The sequence below is a fragment of the Labrys sp. HAY1-8F genome (assembly GCF_056754975.1).
Window position 1 is genome coordinate 2,847,267 of sequence record NZ_JBPGWZ010000002.1, and the last position, 15,752, is coordinate 2,863,018.

Sequence of the window (15,752 nt, forward strand, 5' to 3'; positions counted from 1 at the left end):
GGTCGACACTCCACGTGCAAGCGCGCACGGCGGGTCTAGCTGGATCCCGTTAAGGTCTCGGCAAGTTTCAGCCGAGCCAGGATCCCGCCATGGTCGCCCTCCAGCAACGCACCGTACCCACCTATGCCGACAGCCTTGCCTTCGAGGTCAAGGCGATGGCCTTGCGGGGCCTGCGCTCTTTGCGCGAGGCGGTTGCGGCCGAGCCCCTTCGTCGCCATCGCCGCTCGACCCGGCTGGCCGCCGCACCCGTGCTTGGCCGGGCCGGTTCGCCCCTGTGGACCAATGTCGCCGGAGCCAGGGATCGCGAACTCACCGCCGGCAAGGTGCAGAATTTGCGCATGGCCCTGAAAGGGCTCGACGGCGTCGAGGTGCCTGCCGACGCCGTGCTCAGCTTCTGGAAGCAGGTCGGCCGCGCCAGCCGGGCGCGCGGTTACGTCCCCGGCCGCGAGCTGCGCGAAGGCTGCCTGATCGCCAGCGTCGGCGGCGGCCTCTGCCAGCTTTCCAACGCCCTCTACGAGGCGGCCCTCGCAGCCGGGTTGGAGATCGTCGAACGCCACGCCCATAGCCGCGTGGTGCCCGGTTCGCGTGCCCAGCTCGGCCGCGACGCCACCGTGTTCTGGAACTATGTCGACTTTCGTATCCGCAGCCCCCACGCCTTCCGCATCGAAGCTTCGATGAGCCGGGACAGGCTGGAGATCGTCCTGCGCGGCCATGGCCGCGTCAATGCCGCCGAGTTCCCCGTGGAAACACCTGCTGCAGGACCGGCGGTACACGATTGCACCCAATGCGGCCGCGAGGACTGCCATCGCAACGATCCCGAACGCCCACTACCCGCCGGCGTGCCGACAGCCTGGCTTGTTGATGCCTGCTGGCCGGAATTTGCGGCCCTGTTGAAGCAGAGGGCTGGCAGCGAGGATGTCCTTTTCCTGCCCTCCCGCCATCTCGGCGCCGTGCGCTATGGCTGGCCGGCCGGCGCTGCCGGCGGCGAGACCACGGCAACCATCGCCGCGCTGCGCCGCTCGCTGGCGATGCGAGGCGCCACGGGCGGCAGCCTGCAGGCAAAGGCTCTGCAGGGCGATGCCCGGCTCGCCGCCGCCTATGCCGCGAAACTGTCGCACCGGCATACGCATCTCATGGTGTCACAGAACCTGCTGCCGCATCTGTGGCTATCGGGCGCCCTGCAGGGCCGCAGCTTCGAAGTGCTGATGGAGCGCCTGCCGCTCGCCGTGCTGCAGGCAAAGCTCGATGCTGCTGCCGCGCGCCATCCCGAAAGCTCCACTCTGGCGGATTTCCGCGCGCCGGAGGCGATCGTCGCGGCCGAAAGCGCCGCCCTAGCTGCCGCCGACCGGCTGCTGAGCCCGCATGCGGAGATCGCCAACCTCGCCCCTGGCAGAACCCATCTGCTCGACTGGTCCCCCGCCAGGCCGCTTCCGGCCGCAAAGAGCGGCCGCACCCTGCTGTTTCCCGCCTCGGCCCTCGGCCGCAAGGGCGCCTATGCCTTGCGCGAGGCGCTCTACGGCCTGCCCGTCGAGCTTGCCGTGAAGGGGCATGCGCGCGAGAGCCTCGGCTTCTGGGGCAACATGCCTGTCCGCCTGCTGGCGCCGGGCGAGACGCCCGCCACGCTCGCCGGCGTGGTGCTGCCGGCACTGGTCGAGCATCAGCCCCGCCTCCTCCTCGCTGCCCTTGCTGCCGGCCTGCCCGTGATCGCCACGCCGGCCTGCGGCCTCTCCACGCGACCAGGCCTGACCCTGGTGCCGGAGGACGATCCGGCGGCGCTACGCCGGGCCATCGAGGCTCTGCTCGGCTGAGGCGAACGGCAGCCGAGCTAGATCGGCTCGACGCCGTGCCGGGGCACGGCGTCCGCCTGCGGGGCCGGCACCCTGCCCATCCGCTTTGCCCACACAGCCGTCAGGATCGGCACCAGGATCGCCGTCACCAGGCAGGCCGTGGCCACCAGGGCCGTGGCCGCCGGCACCACCGGCTTGAAGCTCGGGATCATCTCGCCGATCAGTGTCGGATTGGCGATCGCCGCCCCGGCCGTGCTGGAGGCCGCCAGCCCGGCCGTGCCGTTGCCGCCGCCGATGAACCTGTCGGCGAGCATCAGGGGAATGCCGGTGACCACGATCACCCCGAGGCCGAGCAGAACACCGGCAAGGCCGCTCTGCGCGATGACCTTGAGATCGATGCCATTGCCGAGGGCGAAGCCGAAGAACGGGATCAGCGGATGGACGCAGCGCCCGAACAGCTCGCGCAGGTCCCGGTCGAGATTGCCGAGGGCAAAGCCGATCAGGAAGGGCAGCACGGCGCCGACGAACAGGCGCGGCTCGAACACGGCCACGCCGGACGCGCCGAGGATGAGCATGCTGACCAGCGGCCCGGATTCGACCGACATCAGCACGAAGGCGCCGGCCTCCTCCTTGGTGCCATATTGCTGCATCACCGCGGCGTAGAGGCCGCCATTGGTCATATCCATCGAGGCGGTGATCGCCAGCACCGACAGGCCCGCGAACAGGCCGGAGGTGATGCCGCCGTCGGGGATGAACCGTGCTGCGATCATGGTGGCGACCCAGGCCACGATGATCTTGGTGACCAGGAGCGTGCCCGATTTCCGCAGCACCACGCCGGTCGCCCTCAGATCGATGGTGGCGCCCATGCAGAAGAACCAGACGGCGAGGATCGGCACGGTGCCGGTGATCAGGCCGTTGCTGAACGACCCCAGATAGCTGCCGGCGCCCGGTGAGAAAGTCTTGCACAGAGCGCCGAGCAGCAGCGGCACCAGCATCAGGCCGCCGGGAATCTTGTCGATGACTTTCAATATCTTCATGGACTGCCTCCCAATGTTCATTGTGGCTGTGCCTTCGGGCCCAGAGAGGTGCCGGAAGGCCGCCTTTGTTCTTTAAGAGCCGGCCCCCAGGGCCGGACGATGCGCCTCAGCGCGCCAGCCAGCCGCCATCCACCGGAATGGTGGTGCCATGGACATAGGCTGCGGCCTCCGAGGCCAGGAACACGGCCGCGCCACCGAGATCGGCGGGCACGCCCCAGCGTTCGGCCGGAATGCGCGCCAGGATCTGAGCATTGCGCTCGGTGTCGGCACGCAACGCGGCGGTGTTGTTGGTCACCATGTAGCCGGGAGCGATCGCATTGACGTTGATGCCCTTGGCGGCCCATTCGCAGGCGAGCAGCTTGGTGAGTCCCATCAGCCCGCTCTTGGCCGAGGTGTAGGAGGCGACGCGGATGCCGCCCTGGAAGGACAGCATCGAGGCGATGTTGATGATCTTGCCGCCACGCCCGCCCGCAAGCATGGCGCGGGCCGCCGCCTGAGCCAGGAAGAAGGCCGATTTGAGATTGACGTCCACCACCGCGTCCCAATCCTCCTCGGTGAAGTCGAGGGCATCGGCGCGGCGGATGATGCCGGCATTGTTGACCAGGATGTCGAGCGCGCCGAAACGGTCGAGCGCGGACTGGACGATCGCGGGCAGGCGGGCCGTGGTGGAGAGATCGGCCATCACAGGCAGGAAGGCGCCACCCCGCGCCTCGATCGCCGCGCGGGTCTCCTCGGCGGGGCCGCGATCGACACCGACGATGCTGGCGCCGGCCTGCGACAAGGCGATGGCGATGGCCTGCCCGAGCCCCGTGCGCGATCCCGTCACCATCGCGACCTTGCCGGTGAGATCGAAAGGACTGGAGGCAATCCGGTTCATGGCCGCGCCGCTCATCGCAGGTCCGCCGTCGCAACCATGTCCATGTCGGCATAGTCCTGGTTGTCGCCGGCCATGGCCCAGATGAAGGTATAGGCCCCGGTGCCGACGCCGGAATGAACAGACCAGGGCGGCGAGATCACCGCCTCGCCCTCGCCCATCACCAGATGGCGCGTCTCCTGGGGCTCGCCCATGAAATGGAAGATGCGCGCCTCGGGTGCGAGGTCGAAATAGAGATAGACCTCGTTGCGCCGGTCATGGGTGTGGCAGGGCATGGTGTTCCACACCGAGCCCGGCGCCAGCGTGGTCATGCCGAAGACGAGCTGGCAGGATTCGACCGCGCCCGGGATCAGCATCTGGTGAATGCTGCGCTCGTTCGCCGTGCTCTTGTCGCCGAGTTCCAGGATGCGCCCGATCGAGGCGTCGATCCGGCGCGTCGGATAGCTGCGATGGGCGGGCGCCGACAACAGGTAGAAGCGCGGCGGCACGGCACCGTTCCTGGCCTCGAACACCACCTCGCTGGCGCCCATGCCGACATAGAGGGCTTCGCGCGTGCCGATGTCGTGAGCCTCACCGTCGACACGAACGATCCCTGGCGCGCCGATATTGATGATGCCCAGTTCGCGCCGCGCCAGGAAGCTCGACTGCCCGACCTCCTTTGGCGTCAGCAGCACGAGGGGCGCATCGACCGGGCAGGCCCCACCGATGATCATGCGCTCGACATGGGAGTAGACCAGCTTGATGCGGCCGGCAGCGAACAGGTCGGGAATCAGGAATTCGCGGCGCAGGCCCTGCGTATCCAGGCCTTTGACGGCCTCGGGGTGGCTGGCGTGGCGAATTTCGAGGGATTGATGGGACATAGGAACTTTCTGGATTGTCGGGATCGCTGGGATGAGCCGCTCAAGAACCGCACTCGAATAGGTGACTTGAAGGAATTGTCACCCCCGGCGGGGTCGAAGACCCCGGGAAGGGGATCCAGGAGCTATTGGATGCAGCTTATGGCTCCTGGATCCCCTTCCACGGCCCTTGGCCGTGGCGGGGATGACAGAGTGTTTATGGGCAAGCGGCTCCTCACCGGAACAGCAGCGTCTCGAAGGCGGCGGAGATGCCGGCGGCATCCCCCGAGAAATAGTCCGGGTTGTGATCGCGGATGGAAGCCAGGCTCCGGCGCAGGCCGTCGAGGTGGTTGTTCATGGCGAGGCCGGCCTTCTCGGCGTCATGGGCCTCGATGGCATCGACGATGGCGCCGTGCTCCTCCACGACACGTTGCATGCGCCCGGCCTCCGGCAGCGTCAGCCGGCGGTAGCGGTCGAGCTGGGTCTTGACCTGCTGCACCATGTCCCAGGCGCCCGGCCGGCCCGCCGCCATGGCGAGAGCGGCATGGAAGGCTTCGTCGGCTTCATGAAAGGCATTGGTGTCGCCGAACGCGAGGCTCTCGCTCTGGCGCTCGATCAGGCCGCGCAGCAGGGTGACGCTGCTGCCTCGCGCCTGATGGGCCGCCGCCCGCGCCGTGGCGTGCTCGACGGCCGAGCGCACGAAGATCGCATCGGGCAGGATGGCGGCAGGAATGCGGGCGACGCGGGTGGCGGACCGGGCCGCGATTTCGACCAACCCCTCATCGGCTAGGCGCAGCAGCGCCTCGCGGACCGGCGTGCGGCTGACCGCATGCGCCGCGGCGACCTCCGCTTCGGCGATCTTCTCGCCAGGCAGTCTGATCATGGAGACGATCTCGTCGCGCAGCGCCCGATGCACGAGCGCCGACGTCGTCATGCCGGGCTGCGCCGCAAGCGGCCGCCCACCGGTACGATCCTGGAAAGTGGCAAAGGCACTCATCGCATCCACCATATCTGATATATTAGATATCCTAACCTCTCCCAATACCTGCGTCAATGCCGTTGGATGGCTGGCCTGACACCGTCAGGTAGCCCATCGCCTTCCGGCACGACCTCAATCATGTTCCAGGTCGCAAGGGCTGGCCTGGGTGCGGCAGGAAGGCGGTGTCAGCTGTTTTCCTGGAGAGTTCCATGCGCCGTTTCGCTTTCCTTCTCGCCCTCACCGCCATCCTGGCGGGACCTGCTGCCTTCGCCAGCGAACCGATCGGGTCCCGGCAGATCAGCATCCCCGACCCGGCGGGTGAGCGGCCGCTGCAGGCCCGCCTCTGGTATCCGGCCAGCACCGCCGGGCCCTTGACCTCGATCGGCGGGCGGGATGGCAGCTTCCCGGGCGTCGAGGTGGTGGAGAATGCTCCTCCCGTCGCCGGCAGCCATGCGCTCGTCCTGTTCTCGCACGGCTTCGGCGGCAACTGGCGGAACCTGAACTGGCTGGCGGGCGAACTTGCCAGGCAAGGCTATGTCGTGGCAGCGCCGGATCATCCCGGCACCACCACCTTCGACAAGCGGCCGGAACAGGCTGTCCGTCTATGGGAACGGCCCCGCGATCTCAGCCGGGTCCTCGATGCCGTCAGCACCAACCCCGGCCTTGCCGGCCCCATCGAGGCGAGCCGCATCGCCGCTATCGGCCATTCCCTCGGCGGCTGGACGGTGATGGCGATGGCCGGCGGGCGCTATGACGCGAGCCGCCTTCCCGCGATTTGCTCGCCCGCGCCTCTTTGCGAAGCTCTCACGGCTCTCGGGCTGCGCGGTGGCGGGACCGATCGCGCCAGGCTGGGAGCCGATCTCCGCGATGCCAGGATCGGCGCCGTCGTCTCCCTCGATCTCGGACCGGCGCTCGGCTTCACGCCGCAAAGCCTGGCCGCTGTCCGGATACCCGTGCTGGTGCTCGCGGCGGGAACGCCGGTCCCCGGCATCGCGGCCCTGAAGCAGGACTCCGATTATCTGGTCAACGCCCTGCCGCCAGCGAGCACGCGCTACCTGCCCATCCCCGATGCCACCCATTTCAGCTTCATGCAGCTATGCCTGCCGGAGGCGCCCGCCGCGATCGAGAAGATCGCCCCGGGAGAAAGCTTCGTCTGCCGGGACGGCGGCACGCGCGAGCGAACGGCCCTGCACCGCCAGATCGCCGATGAGATCCTCGCCTTCCTGGCTCGGGCCCTGCCCTCGCGATAGGAGGAACCGCAGCGCCTAGACCGCGCCCGCCAGGTCGCGACGGGCGCGGTCGGCGGCTTCGGCGTAGCGGCGCAAGGCGTGGGCTTCCGACAGCAGGCCGATGACATGGCCGGCCTCGTCCACCACCGCCAGCGCCTCGGCCTCGCAGCCTTCCATGCGCTCGGTCGCCTCCTTCAGCGTCATGCCCGCCGTCAGCACCTCATCGCGATAGAGAGCCAGGCCGCTGACGGGACTGGCACCATCCTGGATTTCCGGGCTGACCTGATAGGCATCAGCGACCCGGATCAGCCCGGCATAGCGATTGGTCAGGGTATCGACGGCCACGATGTAATGGGTGGTGCCGAGCGGGTGGGCATTGCGGAAGACCACGAGCGAGGCGTCCTTGTCCACCGTCGGCGCCGGCTTGCGCATCACCCGGCCGACGGTGAGGTCGCGCGCCCAGCCGATGTCGTGGGCGCTGCGGATCGCCTCGCCGCGCAGATGAAAGCGCCAGGTGGCGAAGGAATAGCCGAACGTCTCACGCACGGTGATGCTGGCGATGATCACCGCCAGCAATACGGCCACGGTGAGCTGGAAATCCCCGGTCATCTCCAGCACCAGGAAGCTCATGGTCAGCGGCCCGCCCATCACGGACGCCGCCAATGCCGCCATGCCGGCGAGCGCGGCAGCGTGGGGCGTCAATCCGGTCGTGATCGAGAAGAATTGGATGCCGCCGAGATAGAACTGGCCCACCAGCGCGCCGAGGAAGAGCGAGGCGAAGAACAGGCCGCCGCGAAAGCCCGAGCCGAGCGAGATGCAGGAAGCCATCGCCTTCAAGACGATCAGCCCGCCCAGCACCAGGAGCGGCAATTCGCTGCCGGCCAGCATCTTCACCAGCGCGCCATGCCCGGATGACAGCACCTGCGGCGTGATCAGAGCGAGACCGCCGACCATCACCCCGCCGAGCGCCGGCATCAGCCAGATCGGCAGGGGCAGGCGGCGAAATCCCTTCTCCGTCATGGCGACCCCGAGCATCACCAGGATGGCGACGGCGGCGCTGAACAGGCCGAGACCGACCAAAGCGGCGAAGGATGAAGCCTGCGGCCGGAAGCCGACATTGATGACGAAGGCGTAGGAATCGATCCCGAGCAGATGGGTGACGATGGTGCCGGCGATGGCCGCGGCAGCGACGGGCGCCAGATGCGAGACGGCATAGGTGCCGATGATGATCTCGAAGGCGTAGAAGGCGCCGGTCAGGGGCGCGCTGAAGGCGCCGGCAATGGCACCGGCCGAACCGCAGCCCACCAGCAGGCGCAAATCCGCACGGCGCAGATGGAAACCGAGCCCAATCCGCGAAGCGATGCCCGAGCCGATCTGTGAATAGGCGGCCTCGAGCCCGACGGAGGCGCCGAAGGCATTGGAGATCCAGGTCTGTACGACCACGATGATGCTGCCGGCAAGCGACAGGCGCCCGCCATGCAGGGCGTTGGCTTCGATCGGGTCGACCGGGCGCGGCGAACGGGTACGCGCCAGGACCAAGTTGAACAGGCCGAGCAGCAGGCCGCCGATAACCGGCATTGACACGGCCAGGATCACCGGCAGGCCGAGGGTGCCGCTCAGCCTCTCCTCCGCCTGTAGACCGAAGAAGAGTTCATGGGCAAGCTGAGCGGTGGCGGCGACACCATAGACAGCCACCCCGGCCAATGCCCCCACCACGGCGGCGAGCGCCACCATGCCGCTTTCGCTGCGTCGCACCAGAAGGCGCATCCAGCCAGGGATGGCCCGGTCGAAGACGAGGTTGAGAGTCTGGCGGGAAAAACGCTGATGGGACATGACAAGCTGGCCCGCCTCGGTTGGAGGCAGGAATAAGAGGTAAGCCGGTCCATCCTGTTTAGACGCTCGCCGTGAAAGGCAAAAGTCCGCAAACGACGAAAATTGGCGCGATCGGGAACGGGGCGCCTATTCTCGCCGGGCCGGCCCGTCATCCGCCACGCGCAGATCGGTCAGCAGCATCGCCACGCTGCCATCAGCCCCCAGGCCGAACCAGGATGGATAGGCTCCATCGCCCCAGCCGCTCGAGAACAGCACCAGGGCATGCGCACCACGGTTGACGGGCAGCGCATAGGGCAGCCCATGCGCCTTGCCGTAGCTTTCGCCCTGACGGATCCAATCGTCATAGACGGCCTGCACCTGATCGGTCGACAGGACTGCGATATCCTTGCCTACGGCAGGATCAAGGAAGGCACCGGTGCCCGCATCGACCGGAAAGCCGTAATATTCGTGCTTGCCGAGCTTGGCAGGGTCCTGGCCCGGCACCAAGGCTCGTTCCCAGCTCACGACCGGCGCTTGCAAGAATTCGACGCGCGCAAAGGCGACGCGATCGCCGAAACGCTTCGAACGCATCACTGCGACGCGCACGGGAAATCGCCCATTCGGCACGGCGCGAGTGAAGGGCTTGGCCTCGATGAAGACGAAGGGATCGCAGGCCACGATCTGCCCGGAGGACACCGTGACCTCCCCCAGAACGCGGCTGTCGAGCGGCACGGAGGTGCCCTCGACCGTCGCCGTCGCGCCGGGCGCGAAGGCGGTCTCGAACCGGGTCGCATCCGGGCGCAACGGCCCTTCTTCTGCCCGCGACGGCGCGATCATGCCGAAGCAGAGGGCAAGCGCGACGAAAAGCGCCCGCCGCACTCTCAGCCCTTGGGCTTGTTCTGGCGGTTGGCGATCAGGTCTTCCACCACCGTCGGGTCGGCCAGAGTGGAGATATCGCCGAGCGAGCCGAAATCATCCTCGGCGATCTTGCGCAGGATGCGGCGCATGATCTTGCCGGAGCGCGTCTTGGGCAGGCCGGGCGCGAACTGGATGAGGTCGGGCGAAGCGATCGGGCCGATTTCGCGGCGCACCCAGCCCACCAATTCCTTGCGCAGGATCTCGTCGCCGCTGCTGCCCGCCATCAAGGTGACATAGGCATAGATGCCCTGGCCCTTGAGATCGTGGGGGTAGCCGACGACGGCGGCTTCCGACACCAGTTCATGCGCCACCAGCGCGCTCTCGACCTCGGCCGTGCCCATGCGGTGTCCGGAGACGTTGATGACGTCGTCGACGCGGCCGGTGATCCAGTAATAGCCGTCCTCGTCGCGGCGGCAGCCGTCACCGGTGAAATATTTGCCCTTATAGGCGGCGAAATAGGTGTCGAAGAAGCGCTGGTGGTCGCCATAGACGGTGCGCATCTGGCCCGGCCAGGAATCGGCAATGACGAGATTGCCCTCGCAGGGGCCCTCCAGCACCTTGCCCTCGGCGTCGACGATCTCGGGACGCACGCCGAAGAAGGGCCGTGTGGCCGATCCCGGCTTGAGCTTGGTGGCGCCGGGCAGCGGCGAGATCAGGATGCCGCCGGTCTCGGTCTGCCACCAGGTGTCGACGATCGGGCAGCGATGGTCGCCCACCACGCGGTGATACCATTCCCAGGCCTCGGGATTGATCGGCTCGCCCACGGAGCCGAGCAGGCGGAGCGAGGCGCGCGAGGTCTTCCTCACCGGCTCCTCGCCGGCCCCCATCAAAGCGCGGATCGCGGTCGGCGCAGTGTAGAAGATGTTGACCTGGTGCTTGTCGATCACTTCCCAGAAGCGCGACACCGACGGGTAGTTCGGCACGCCCTCGAACATCAGCGTGGTGGCACCGTTACACAGCGGGCCGTAGACGATGTAGGAATGACCGGTGACCCAGCCGACATCGGCAGTGCACCAATAGATGTCGCCCTCGCGGTAATCGAAGACATATTGGTGCGTCATCGCAGCATAGACGAGATAGCCTGCGGTGGTGTGCAGCACGCCCTTCGGCTTGCCGGTGGAACCGGAGGTGTAGAGGATGAACAGCGGGTCCTCCGCCGCCATCTCCTCGCAAGGGCACTCGTCGGAGACATTGGCGGCGAGATCGGCGTAGAAATGATCGCGTCCGGTGACCATCGGCACCGGGGCACCGGTGCGCTTGATCACGATCACCGAGGAGACGCCCCCTTCCTTGGCCAGCGCCGCGTCGACATTGGCCTTGAGCGGCACGCGCTTGCCACCGCGCAAGCCTTCGTCGGCGGTAATGACCACGGTCGAACCGCAATCGGTGATGCGGCCGGCGAGGGAATCAGGCGAGAAGCCCCCGAAGACGATGGAATGCACGGCGCCGACGCGGGCGCAGGCGAGCATGGCGAAGGCCGCTTCGGGAATCATTGGCAGATAGATGGTGACCCGGTCGCCCTTCTTGACGCCCTCGCCCTTGAGCACGTTGGCGAAGCGCTGCACTTGGCTGGCCAACTCGCGATAGGAGATGTGGCGACTCTCGGAGGGATCGTCACCCTCCCAGATGATAGCGGTACGATCGCCGTGTTCGGCGACGTGGCGGTCGACGCAGTTCCAGGAGACGTTGGTGGTGCCGTCCTCATACCAGCGGATCGAGACATCCGGTTCGAAACGGGTATTCTTGACCCTGGTATAGGGCTCGAACCAGCCAATTCGCTTGCCGTGTTCGCCCCAGAACGCCTCGGGATCGCTGACGGAGGCTTCGTACATCGCCTGGTAACGCGCATTGTCGACATACGCTTCCTCGGCCCATTCGCGCGGAACGTCGTAGATCTTGGCCTCAGACATGCCTTCCTCCCATCGGCCGGGGTCGTGCCACGGCCTTGCAACGCGCGCCGGCTTCGAAACCGGCATTTCCTCTGGAGCGAAGCGCGTTCATGGCTGAACGCTCGTGTGCTCCAACTCCTTGCTTCGGCGCGTCTTTGCGATTCCTGACGATTCCGCAAAAATCGCAAAACGCTTTGATAGAACGCTTATGACAAAGCGCGGGCGCAGGGCAAGTCCCTCGCGTGCTCCGGCGGATACTGAGGTGCGTCTGTCTTTGCTTGACGCGGCGCGGTATAGTGGCGGCTGAACTTGCGATGCTACCGCTTAGTACCAGCCCGCCAAGAAAGGATGTGGCCATGGACATCGAAGGCGCCGTCGCCAGCCATTACACGCAAGGTTCGCTTGAGCGAACACTGTTTTCGGCACTGGAGGCCGCCGGCAAGGATCCGGACCGGCTCGTCACCGGCGATCTCGCCGGCATCGACGAGTTTCACCTCGGCTGGGCCGCCGCCACCGAAGAGCTGGCCGAGGATCTCGGCTTCACCCATGCCATGCATGTGCTCGATGTCGGCTCGGGCATCGGGGGACCGGCGCGGCACCTGGCGGAGGCGCTCGGCTGCAGCGTCACCGGCATCGATCTTACCGCCGAATTCGTCGCCGTGGCGGAGGCGGTGACCCGGCGCTGCCACCTGTCGGGGCGGGTCTCCTTCGTGCAGGGCAGCGCCCTCGCCTTGCCCTTCGAGGCCGCGAGCTTCGACGGCGCCACCCTGTTCCATGTCGGCATGAACATCGCCGACAAGGATACCCTCTTTCGCGAAATACGCCGGGTACTCAAGCCGGGTGCGCGCTTCGGCGTCTACGACATCATGCACCAAGGCCAGACACACAATGGCTTGGGTGAACTGCCCTTCCCGATGCCCTGGGCGATGAGTTCGGCCACCAGCTTCGTGGAGCCGCCGAGCCGCTACCGCCAGGCCCTTGCCCAGGCCGGTTTCAGCCTGGAACTCGAGCGCAGCCATCGCGACCTTGCTCTCCGGCTCGGCCGCGAGATGAGGGAGAAGGTCGCCCGCGACGGCCCGTCTCCCCTCGGGCCCCAGGTCCTGATGGGCGCGAACGCTCCCCTTCGCATCGGCAATGTGATGTCGGCCCTGGCCGATGGGCTGATCGCGCCCATCGAGATGATCGCGCGGGCAGCGTGAGAAAACTCGCACTCACCGCATCGCGACGGCACGCGGTTCGGGCATGACCAGATCCTGGTCCTCCCTGGGCTCTCCCGCCAGAACGGCTTCCGGCGGCTCGCTCGGTTCGCCGGAATCGCGACCGCTTCTCAGCCATTTCGAAAAGCCGTCGAGATAGAGATAGATCACCGGCGTGGTGAAGAGAGTCAGGACCTGGCTGACGATGAGGCCGCCGACCATGGCATAGCCGAGAGGCTGGCGGATCTCCGAGCCGGTGCCGGAACCGAGCATCAGCGGGACACCGCCGAGCAAGGCGGCCATGGTGGTCATCAGGATCGGCCGGAAACGCAGGAGGCAGGCCCGGCGGATCGCCTCGACGGCGCTCATGCGGTGATCGCGCTCGGCGACGATGGCGAAATCGACCAGCATGATGCCGTTCTTCTTGACGATGCCGATCAGGAGAATGACCCCGATCAGGGCGATCAGGCTGAAGTCGAAATGGAACAGCAGCAACGTCGCCAGAGCCCCCACGCCCGCGGAAGGCAGGGTCGAGAGGATGGTGAGGGGGTGGATGAAGCTCTCATAGAGGATGCCGAGGATCAGATAGACCACCACCAGGGCCGCGACGATCAGCATCGGCACCGAGGAGAGCGAATCCTGGAAGGCCTGCGCCGTGCCCTGGAAGGTCGAGCCGATGGTGGCCGGCAGCTCCATCCGCTTTTCCAGAGCCTCGATGGCGGCCGTCGCCTGCCCGAGCGCCACGCCGGGCGCCAGGTTGAAGGAGATCGTCACCGCCGGGAACTGGCCCTGATGGTTAATGGCGAGCGGGCGGACAGGATCTGTGCTCCATTTCGCAAAGGCCGAGAGCGGCACCTCGCCGCCGGTGGCCGGCGAGCGCAGATAGATCTGCTGCAGCGTCGCCGTGCTCTTCTGCAGCGAGGGCAGCACCTCCAGGATGACGTAATAGGTCGAGAGCTGGGTCGAGAATTGCGCGATCTGGCGCTGACCGAAGGCATCATAGAGCGTGGCGTCGATGATGTCGGGCGTCAGCCCGTAGCGGGCAGCCTGGTCGCGATCGATCGACAGGGTCAGAGTGGTGCCGGATGCCTGCTGGTCCGAAGCGACGTCGCGCAGTTCCGGCATGGTCTTCATGGCGTCCAGCAGCTTCGGCGCCCATTGGTTGAGCTGGTCGATGTCGGTGCCCTGCAGGGTGAACTGGTACTGCGTGCGGGAGGGCCGGCCGCCGAGGCGCACGTCCTGCGCCGATTGCAGGTAAAGCCGCGCCCCCTCGACCTTGGCGGTCTGGAGCTGCAGGCGGCGGATCACCTGGTCAGCCGAAGCGCTGCGCCGGTCGCGCGGCTTCAGCGTGATATACATGGTGCCGTCATTGAGGGTGTTGCCGTTGCCGCCCATGCGCATGGCCATATGGTCGATGGCCGGATCCTTGAGCACGATGGCGCCCAATTCCTCCATATGGCGCGCCATGTCGGCCACGGACGTATCCTGCGCCGCTTCGACGACGCCGGTGATCAGGCCGGTGTCCTGCTGCGGGAAGAAGCCCTTGGGAATGATCACGAACAGGTAAGCCGACAGGGCCACCGTGGCGAAGAAGGTCAGCAGGGTGATGAAGCGGAAGCGCAGCACGAGGTCGAGGCCGCGTTCATAGGCATTCACCATGGCCTCGAAGAAAGATTCGCTGAGCTTGTAGAACTTGCCATGATGCTCCTCGTGAATCGGCTTGAGGAAGCGCGAAGCCATCATCGGCGTCAGGGTCAGCGACACGAAGGCCGAGACCACGATGGTCATGGCGAGCGTGATCGCAAACTCCCGGAACAGCCGGCCAATGATGCCGCTCATCAACAGGAGCGGAATCAGCACGGCGATCAGCGAGATGCTGATCGACAGAATGGTGAAGCCGATCTCACCGGCTCCCTTGAGGGCGGCGGCCATCGGTCTCTCACCCTCCTCGATATGCCGGGTGATGTTCTCCAGCATGACGATGGCGTCGTCGACCACGAAGCCCACCGCAATGGTCAGCGCCATCAGCGAGAGATTATCGAGGCTGTAGCCGGCCAGCCACATCAGGGCGCAAGCGCCCAGCAAGGCCAAGGGCACGGTGATGGAGGGGATCACCGTGGCCCACACGCTGCGCAGGAAGACGAAGATCACCATGACGACGAGCCCGATGGTGAGCAGCAGCGTGAACTGCACGTCCTTCACGGCGGCGCGGATGGTCTGGGTACGATCCGACAGCACGGAGATCTTGATAGCGGGTGAAATACCCGCTTCCAGGCGCGGCAGCACCTTCATGACATTGTCGACGGTGTCGATGACGTTGGCGCCGGGCTGCTTGAAGATCACCAGGAAGACGCCACGCTTGCCATCCGCCCAGCCCGCCTGGGTATCGTCCTGGGGCGCGCTCACCGCCTGCCCGATGTCGCGCGCGCGTACCGGACTGCCATTGCGATAGGCGATGATGACGTCGTTCCAGTCCTTGGCGTCGGTGAGCTGGTCGTTGGCATAGATGGTGTAGGAGCGGGTGGCGCCGTTGAAGGTGCCCTTTGGATTGTTGACCGTGGTGACGGCCAGCGGGGTGCGCACGTCCTCCAGCGACAATCCCTTGGCCACCAGCTTGGCGGGGTCGACCTGGACGCGGATGGACGGGGTCTGCTGGCCGCCGACATTGACCTGGCCGACGCCGCCGATCTGGCTGATGGCCTGGGCCAGCTTGGTGAGCGCCTGGTCGGAAACCTCGGTCAAGGGCAGCGTGTCGGAGGTGGCGCCGAGCAGCAGGATGGGGGAATCGGCCGGATTGACCTTTCGATAGGTCGGCGGGCTCGGCATGTTCTTGGGCAATTGCCCGTTGGCGGCATTGATGGCCGCCAGCACATCCGCGCCCGCACCGTCGATATTGCGGGACAGGTCGAACTGCAAGGTGATCTGGGTCGAACTCGTCTGGCTCGACGAGGTCATCTCCGAAATGCCCGGGATCAGCGAGAACTGCGTTTCCAGCGGCTGGGCCACGGACGAGGCCATGGTGGCCGGATCGGCGCCGGGCAGGCTGGCGGAAACCTGGATGGTCGGGAAGTCGACTTCGGGCAGCGGCGCCACCGGCAATTGCGGATAGGCGATGATGCCGACGAACAGGATGCCCACCATCAAGAGCGTAGTGGCAACCGGGTGGCGGATGAAAGGGGTGGAGATACCGGGCAT

At 66.6% G+C, this 15,752-nt stretch carries 11 protein-coding genes; 3 read left to right on the plus strand and 8 right to left on the minus strand.

The genetic code is table 11. From position 1 onward, the window contains the following. The first annotated feature begins 89 nt into the window (after positions 1–89). Complete coding sequence (locus ACR9ZN_RS22235) at positions 90–1,808, plus strand: VanW family protein (protein ID WP_481273192.1); 1,719 nt, start codon at positions 90–92, stop codon at positions 1,806–1,808. A gap of 17 nt (positions 1,809–1,825) precedes the next feature. Here ACR9ZN_RS22235 and kdgT read toward each other — a convergent pair whose 3' ends face one another. From kdgT to ACR9ZN_RS22255, 4 genes are all read right to left on the minus strand, one after another. After that, complete coding sequence (gene kdgT, locus ACR9ZN_RS22240; RefSeq protein ID WP_454811169.1) at positions 1,826–2,824, minus strand: 2-keto-3-deoxygluconate transporter; 999 nt, start codon at positions 2,822–2,824, stop codon at positions 1,826–1,828. A gap of 106 nt (positions 2,825–2,930) precedes the next feature. Beyond that, positions 2,931–3,701 (minus strand): 2-dehydro-3-deoxy-D-gluconate 5-dehydrogenase KduD, encoded by a 771-nt coding sequence (kduD, locus tag ACR9ZN_RS22245; RefSeq protein ID WP_481273193.1) that lies wholly within the window; start codon positions 3,699–3,701, stop codon positions 2,931–2,933. A gap of 11 nt (positions 3,702–3,712) precedes the next feature. Next, positions 3,713–4,558: a 5-dehydro-4-deoxy-D-glucuronate isomerase gene (gene kduI, locus ACR9ZN_RS22250; protein WP_481273194.1), complete on the minus strand. Its 846-nt coding sequence runs from the start codon at positions 4,556–4,558 to the stop codon at positions 3,713–3,715. Positions 4,559–4,769: 211 nt separating this feature from the next. Next, on the minus strand, positions 4,770–5,531 hold the full coding sequence (locus ACR9ZN_RS22255; protein ID WP_454811175.1) for a GntR family transcriptional regulator: 762 nt from the start codon (positions 5,529–5,531) through the stop codon (positions 4,770–4,772). Positions 5,532–5,722: 191 nt separating this feature from the next. Here ACR9ZN_RS22255 and ACR9ZN_RS22260 point away from each other — a divergent pair, with 191 nt between their 5' ends. Beyond that, positions 5,723–6,763 (plus strand): alpha/beta hydrolase family protein, encoded by a 1,041-nt coding sequence (locus ACR9ZN_RS22260; RefSeq protein WP_481273195.1) that lies wholly within the window; start codon positions 5,723–5,725, stop codon positions 6,761–6,763. Positions 6,764–6,778: 15 nt separating this feature from the next. On the opposite strand, the gene ACR9ZN_RS22265 is transcribed toward ACR9ZN_RS22260, so the two are convergent. The 3 genes from ACR9ZN_RS22265 to acs form a co-directional block, all read right to left on the minus strand. Beyond that, on the minus strand, positions 6,779–8,575 hold the full coding sequence (locus ACR9ZN_RS22265; protein ID WP_434958613.1) for a chloride channel protein: 1,797 nt from the start codon (positions 8,573–8,575) through the stop codon (positions 6,779–6,781). A 126-nt stretch (positions 8,576–8,701) separates the two neighbouring features. Continuing rightward, entirely contained in the window at positions 8,702–9,433 is a 732-nt protein-coding gene (locus ACR9ZN_RS22270; protein WP_481273196.1) for a DUF4241 domain-containing protein, read from the minus strand. A gap of 2 nt (positions 9,434–9,435) precedes the next feature. Further along, positions 9,436–11,382, minus strand: coding sequence for an acetate--CoA ligase (gene acs / locus ACR9ZN_RS22275; RefSeq protein WP_434958616.1), 1,947 nt, complete (start codon positions 11,380–11,382; stop codon positions 9,436–9,438). 335 nt (positions 11,383–11,717) lie between these two features. Between acs and ACR9ZN_RS22280 the strand changes: the two genes are divergently transcribed. Continuing rightward, positions 11,718–12,560 (plus strand): class I SAM-dependent methyltransferase, encoded by an 843-nt coding sequence (locus ACR9ZN_RS22280; protein WP_454811181.1) that lies wholly within the window; start codon positions 11,718–11,720, stop codon positions 12,558–12,560. 12 nt (positions 12,561–12,572) lie between these two features. Here the strand turns inward: ACR9ZN_RS22280 and ACR9ZN_RS22285 are convergent, their stop codons facing one another. Next, the gene (locus tag ACR9ZN_RS22285) at positions 12,573–15,752 is read right to left on the minus strand and encodes an efflux RND transporter permease subunit (protein WP_481273197.1); all 3,180 of its coding nucleotides are present in this window, start codon (positions 15,750–15,752) and stop codon (positions 12,573–12,575) included.

Bases quoted from the DNA above. Each gene is read 5' to 3' on its own strand.
- ACR9ZN_RS22235 (WP_481273192.1), top strand. From the start codon at position 90: ATGGTCGCCCTCCAGCAACGCACCGTACCCACCTATGCCGACAGCCTT.
- kdgT (WP_454811169.1), bottom strand. From the start codon at position 2,824: ATGAAGATATTGAAAGTCATCGACAAGATTCCCGGCGGCCTGATGCTG.
- kduD (WP_481273193.1), bottom strand. From the start codon at position 3,701: ATGAACCGGATTGCCTCCAGTCCTTTCGATCTCACCGGCAAGGTCGCG.
- kduI (WP_481273194.1), bottom strand. From the start codon at position 4,558: ATGTCCCATCAATCCCTCGAAATTCGCCACGCCAGCCACCCCGAGGCC.
- ACR9ZN_RS22255 (WP_454811175.1), bottom strand. From the start codon at position 5,531: ATGAGTGCCTTTGCCACTTTCCAGGATCGTACCGGTGGGCGGCCGCTT.
- ACR9ZN_RS22260 (WP_481273195.1), top strand. From the start codon at position 5,723: ATGCGCCGTTTCGCTTTCCTTCTCGCCCTCACCGCCATCCTGGCGGGA.
- ACR9ZN_RS22265 (WP_434958613.1), bottom strand. From the start codon at position 8,575: ATGTCCCATCAGCGTTTTTCCCGCCAGACTCTCAACCTCGTCTTCGAC.
- acs (WP_434958616.1), bottom strand. From the start codon at position 11,382: ATGTCTGAGGCCAAGATCTACGACGTTCCGCGCGAATGGGCCGAGGAA.
- ACR9ZN_RS22280 (WP_454811181.1), top strand. From the start codon at position 11,718: ATGGACATCGAAGGCGCCGTCGCCAGCCATTACACGCAAGGTTCGCTT.
- ACR9ZN_RS22285 (WP_481273197.1), bottom strand. From the start codon at position 15,752: ATGCCCGGTATCTCCACCCCTTTCATCCGCCACCCGGTTGCCACTACG.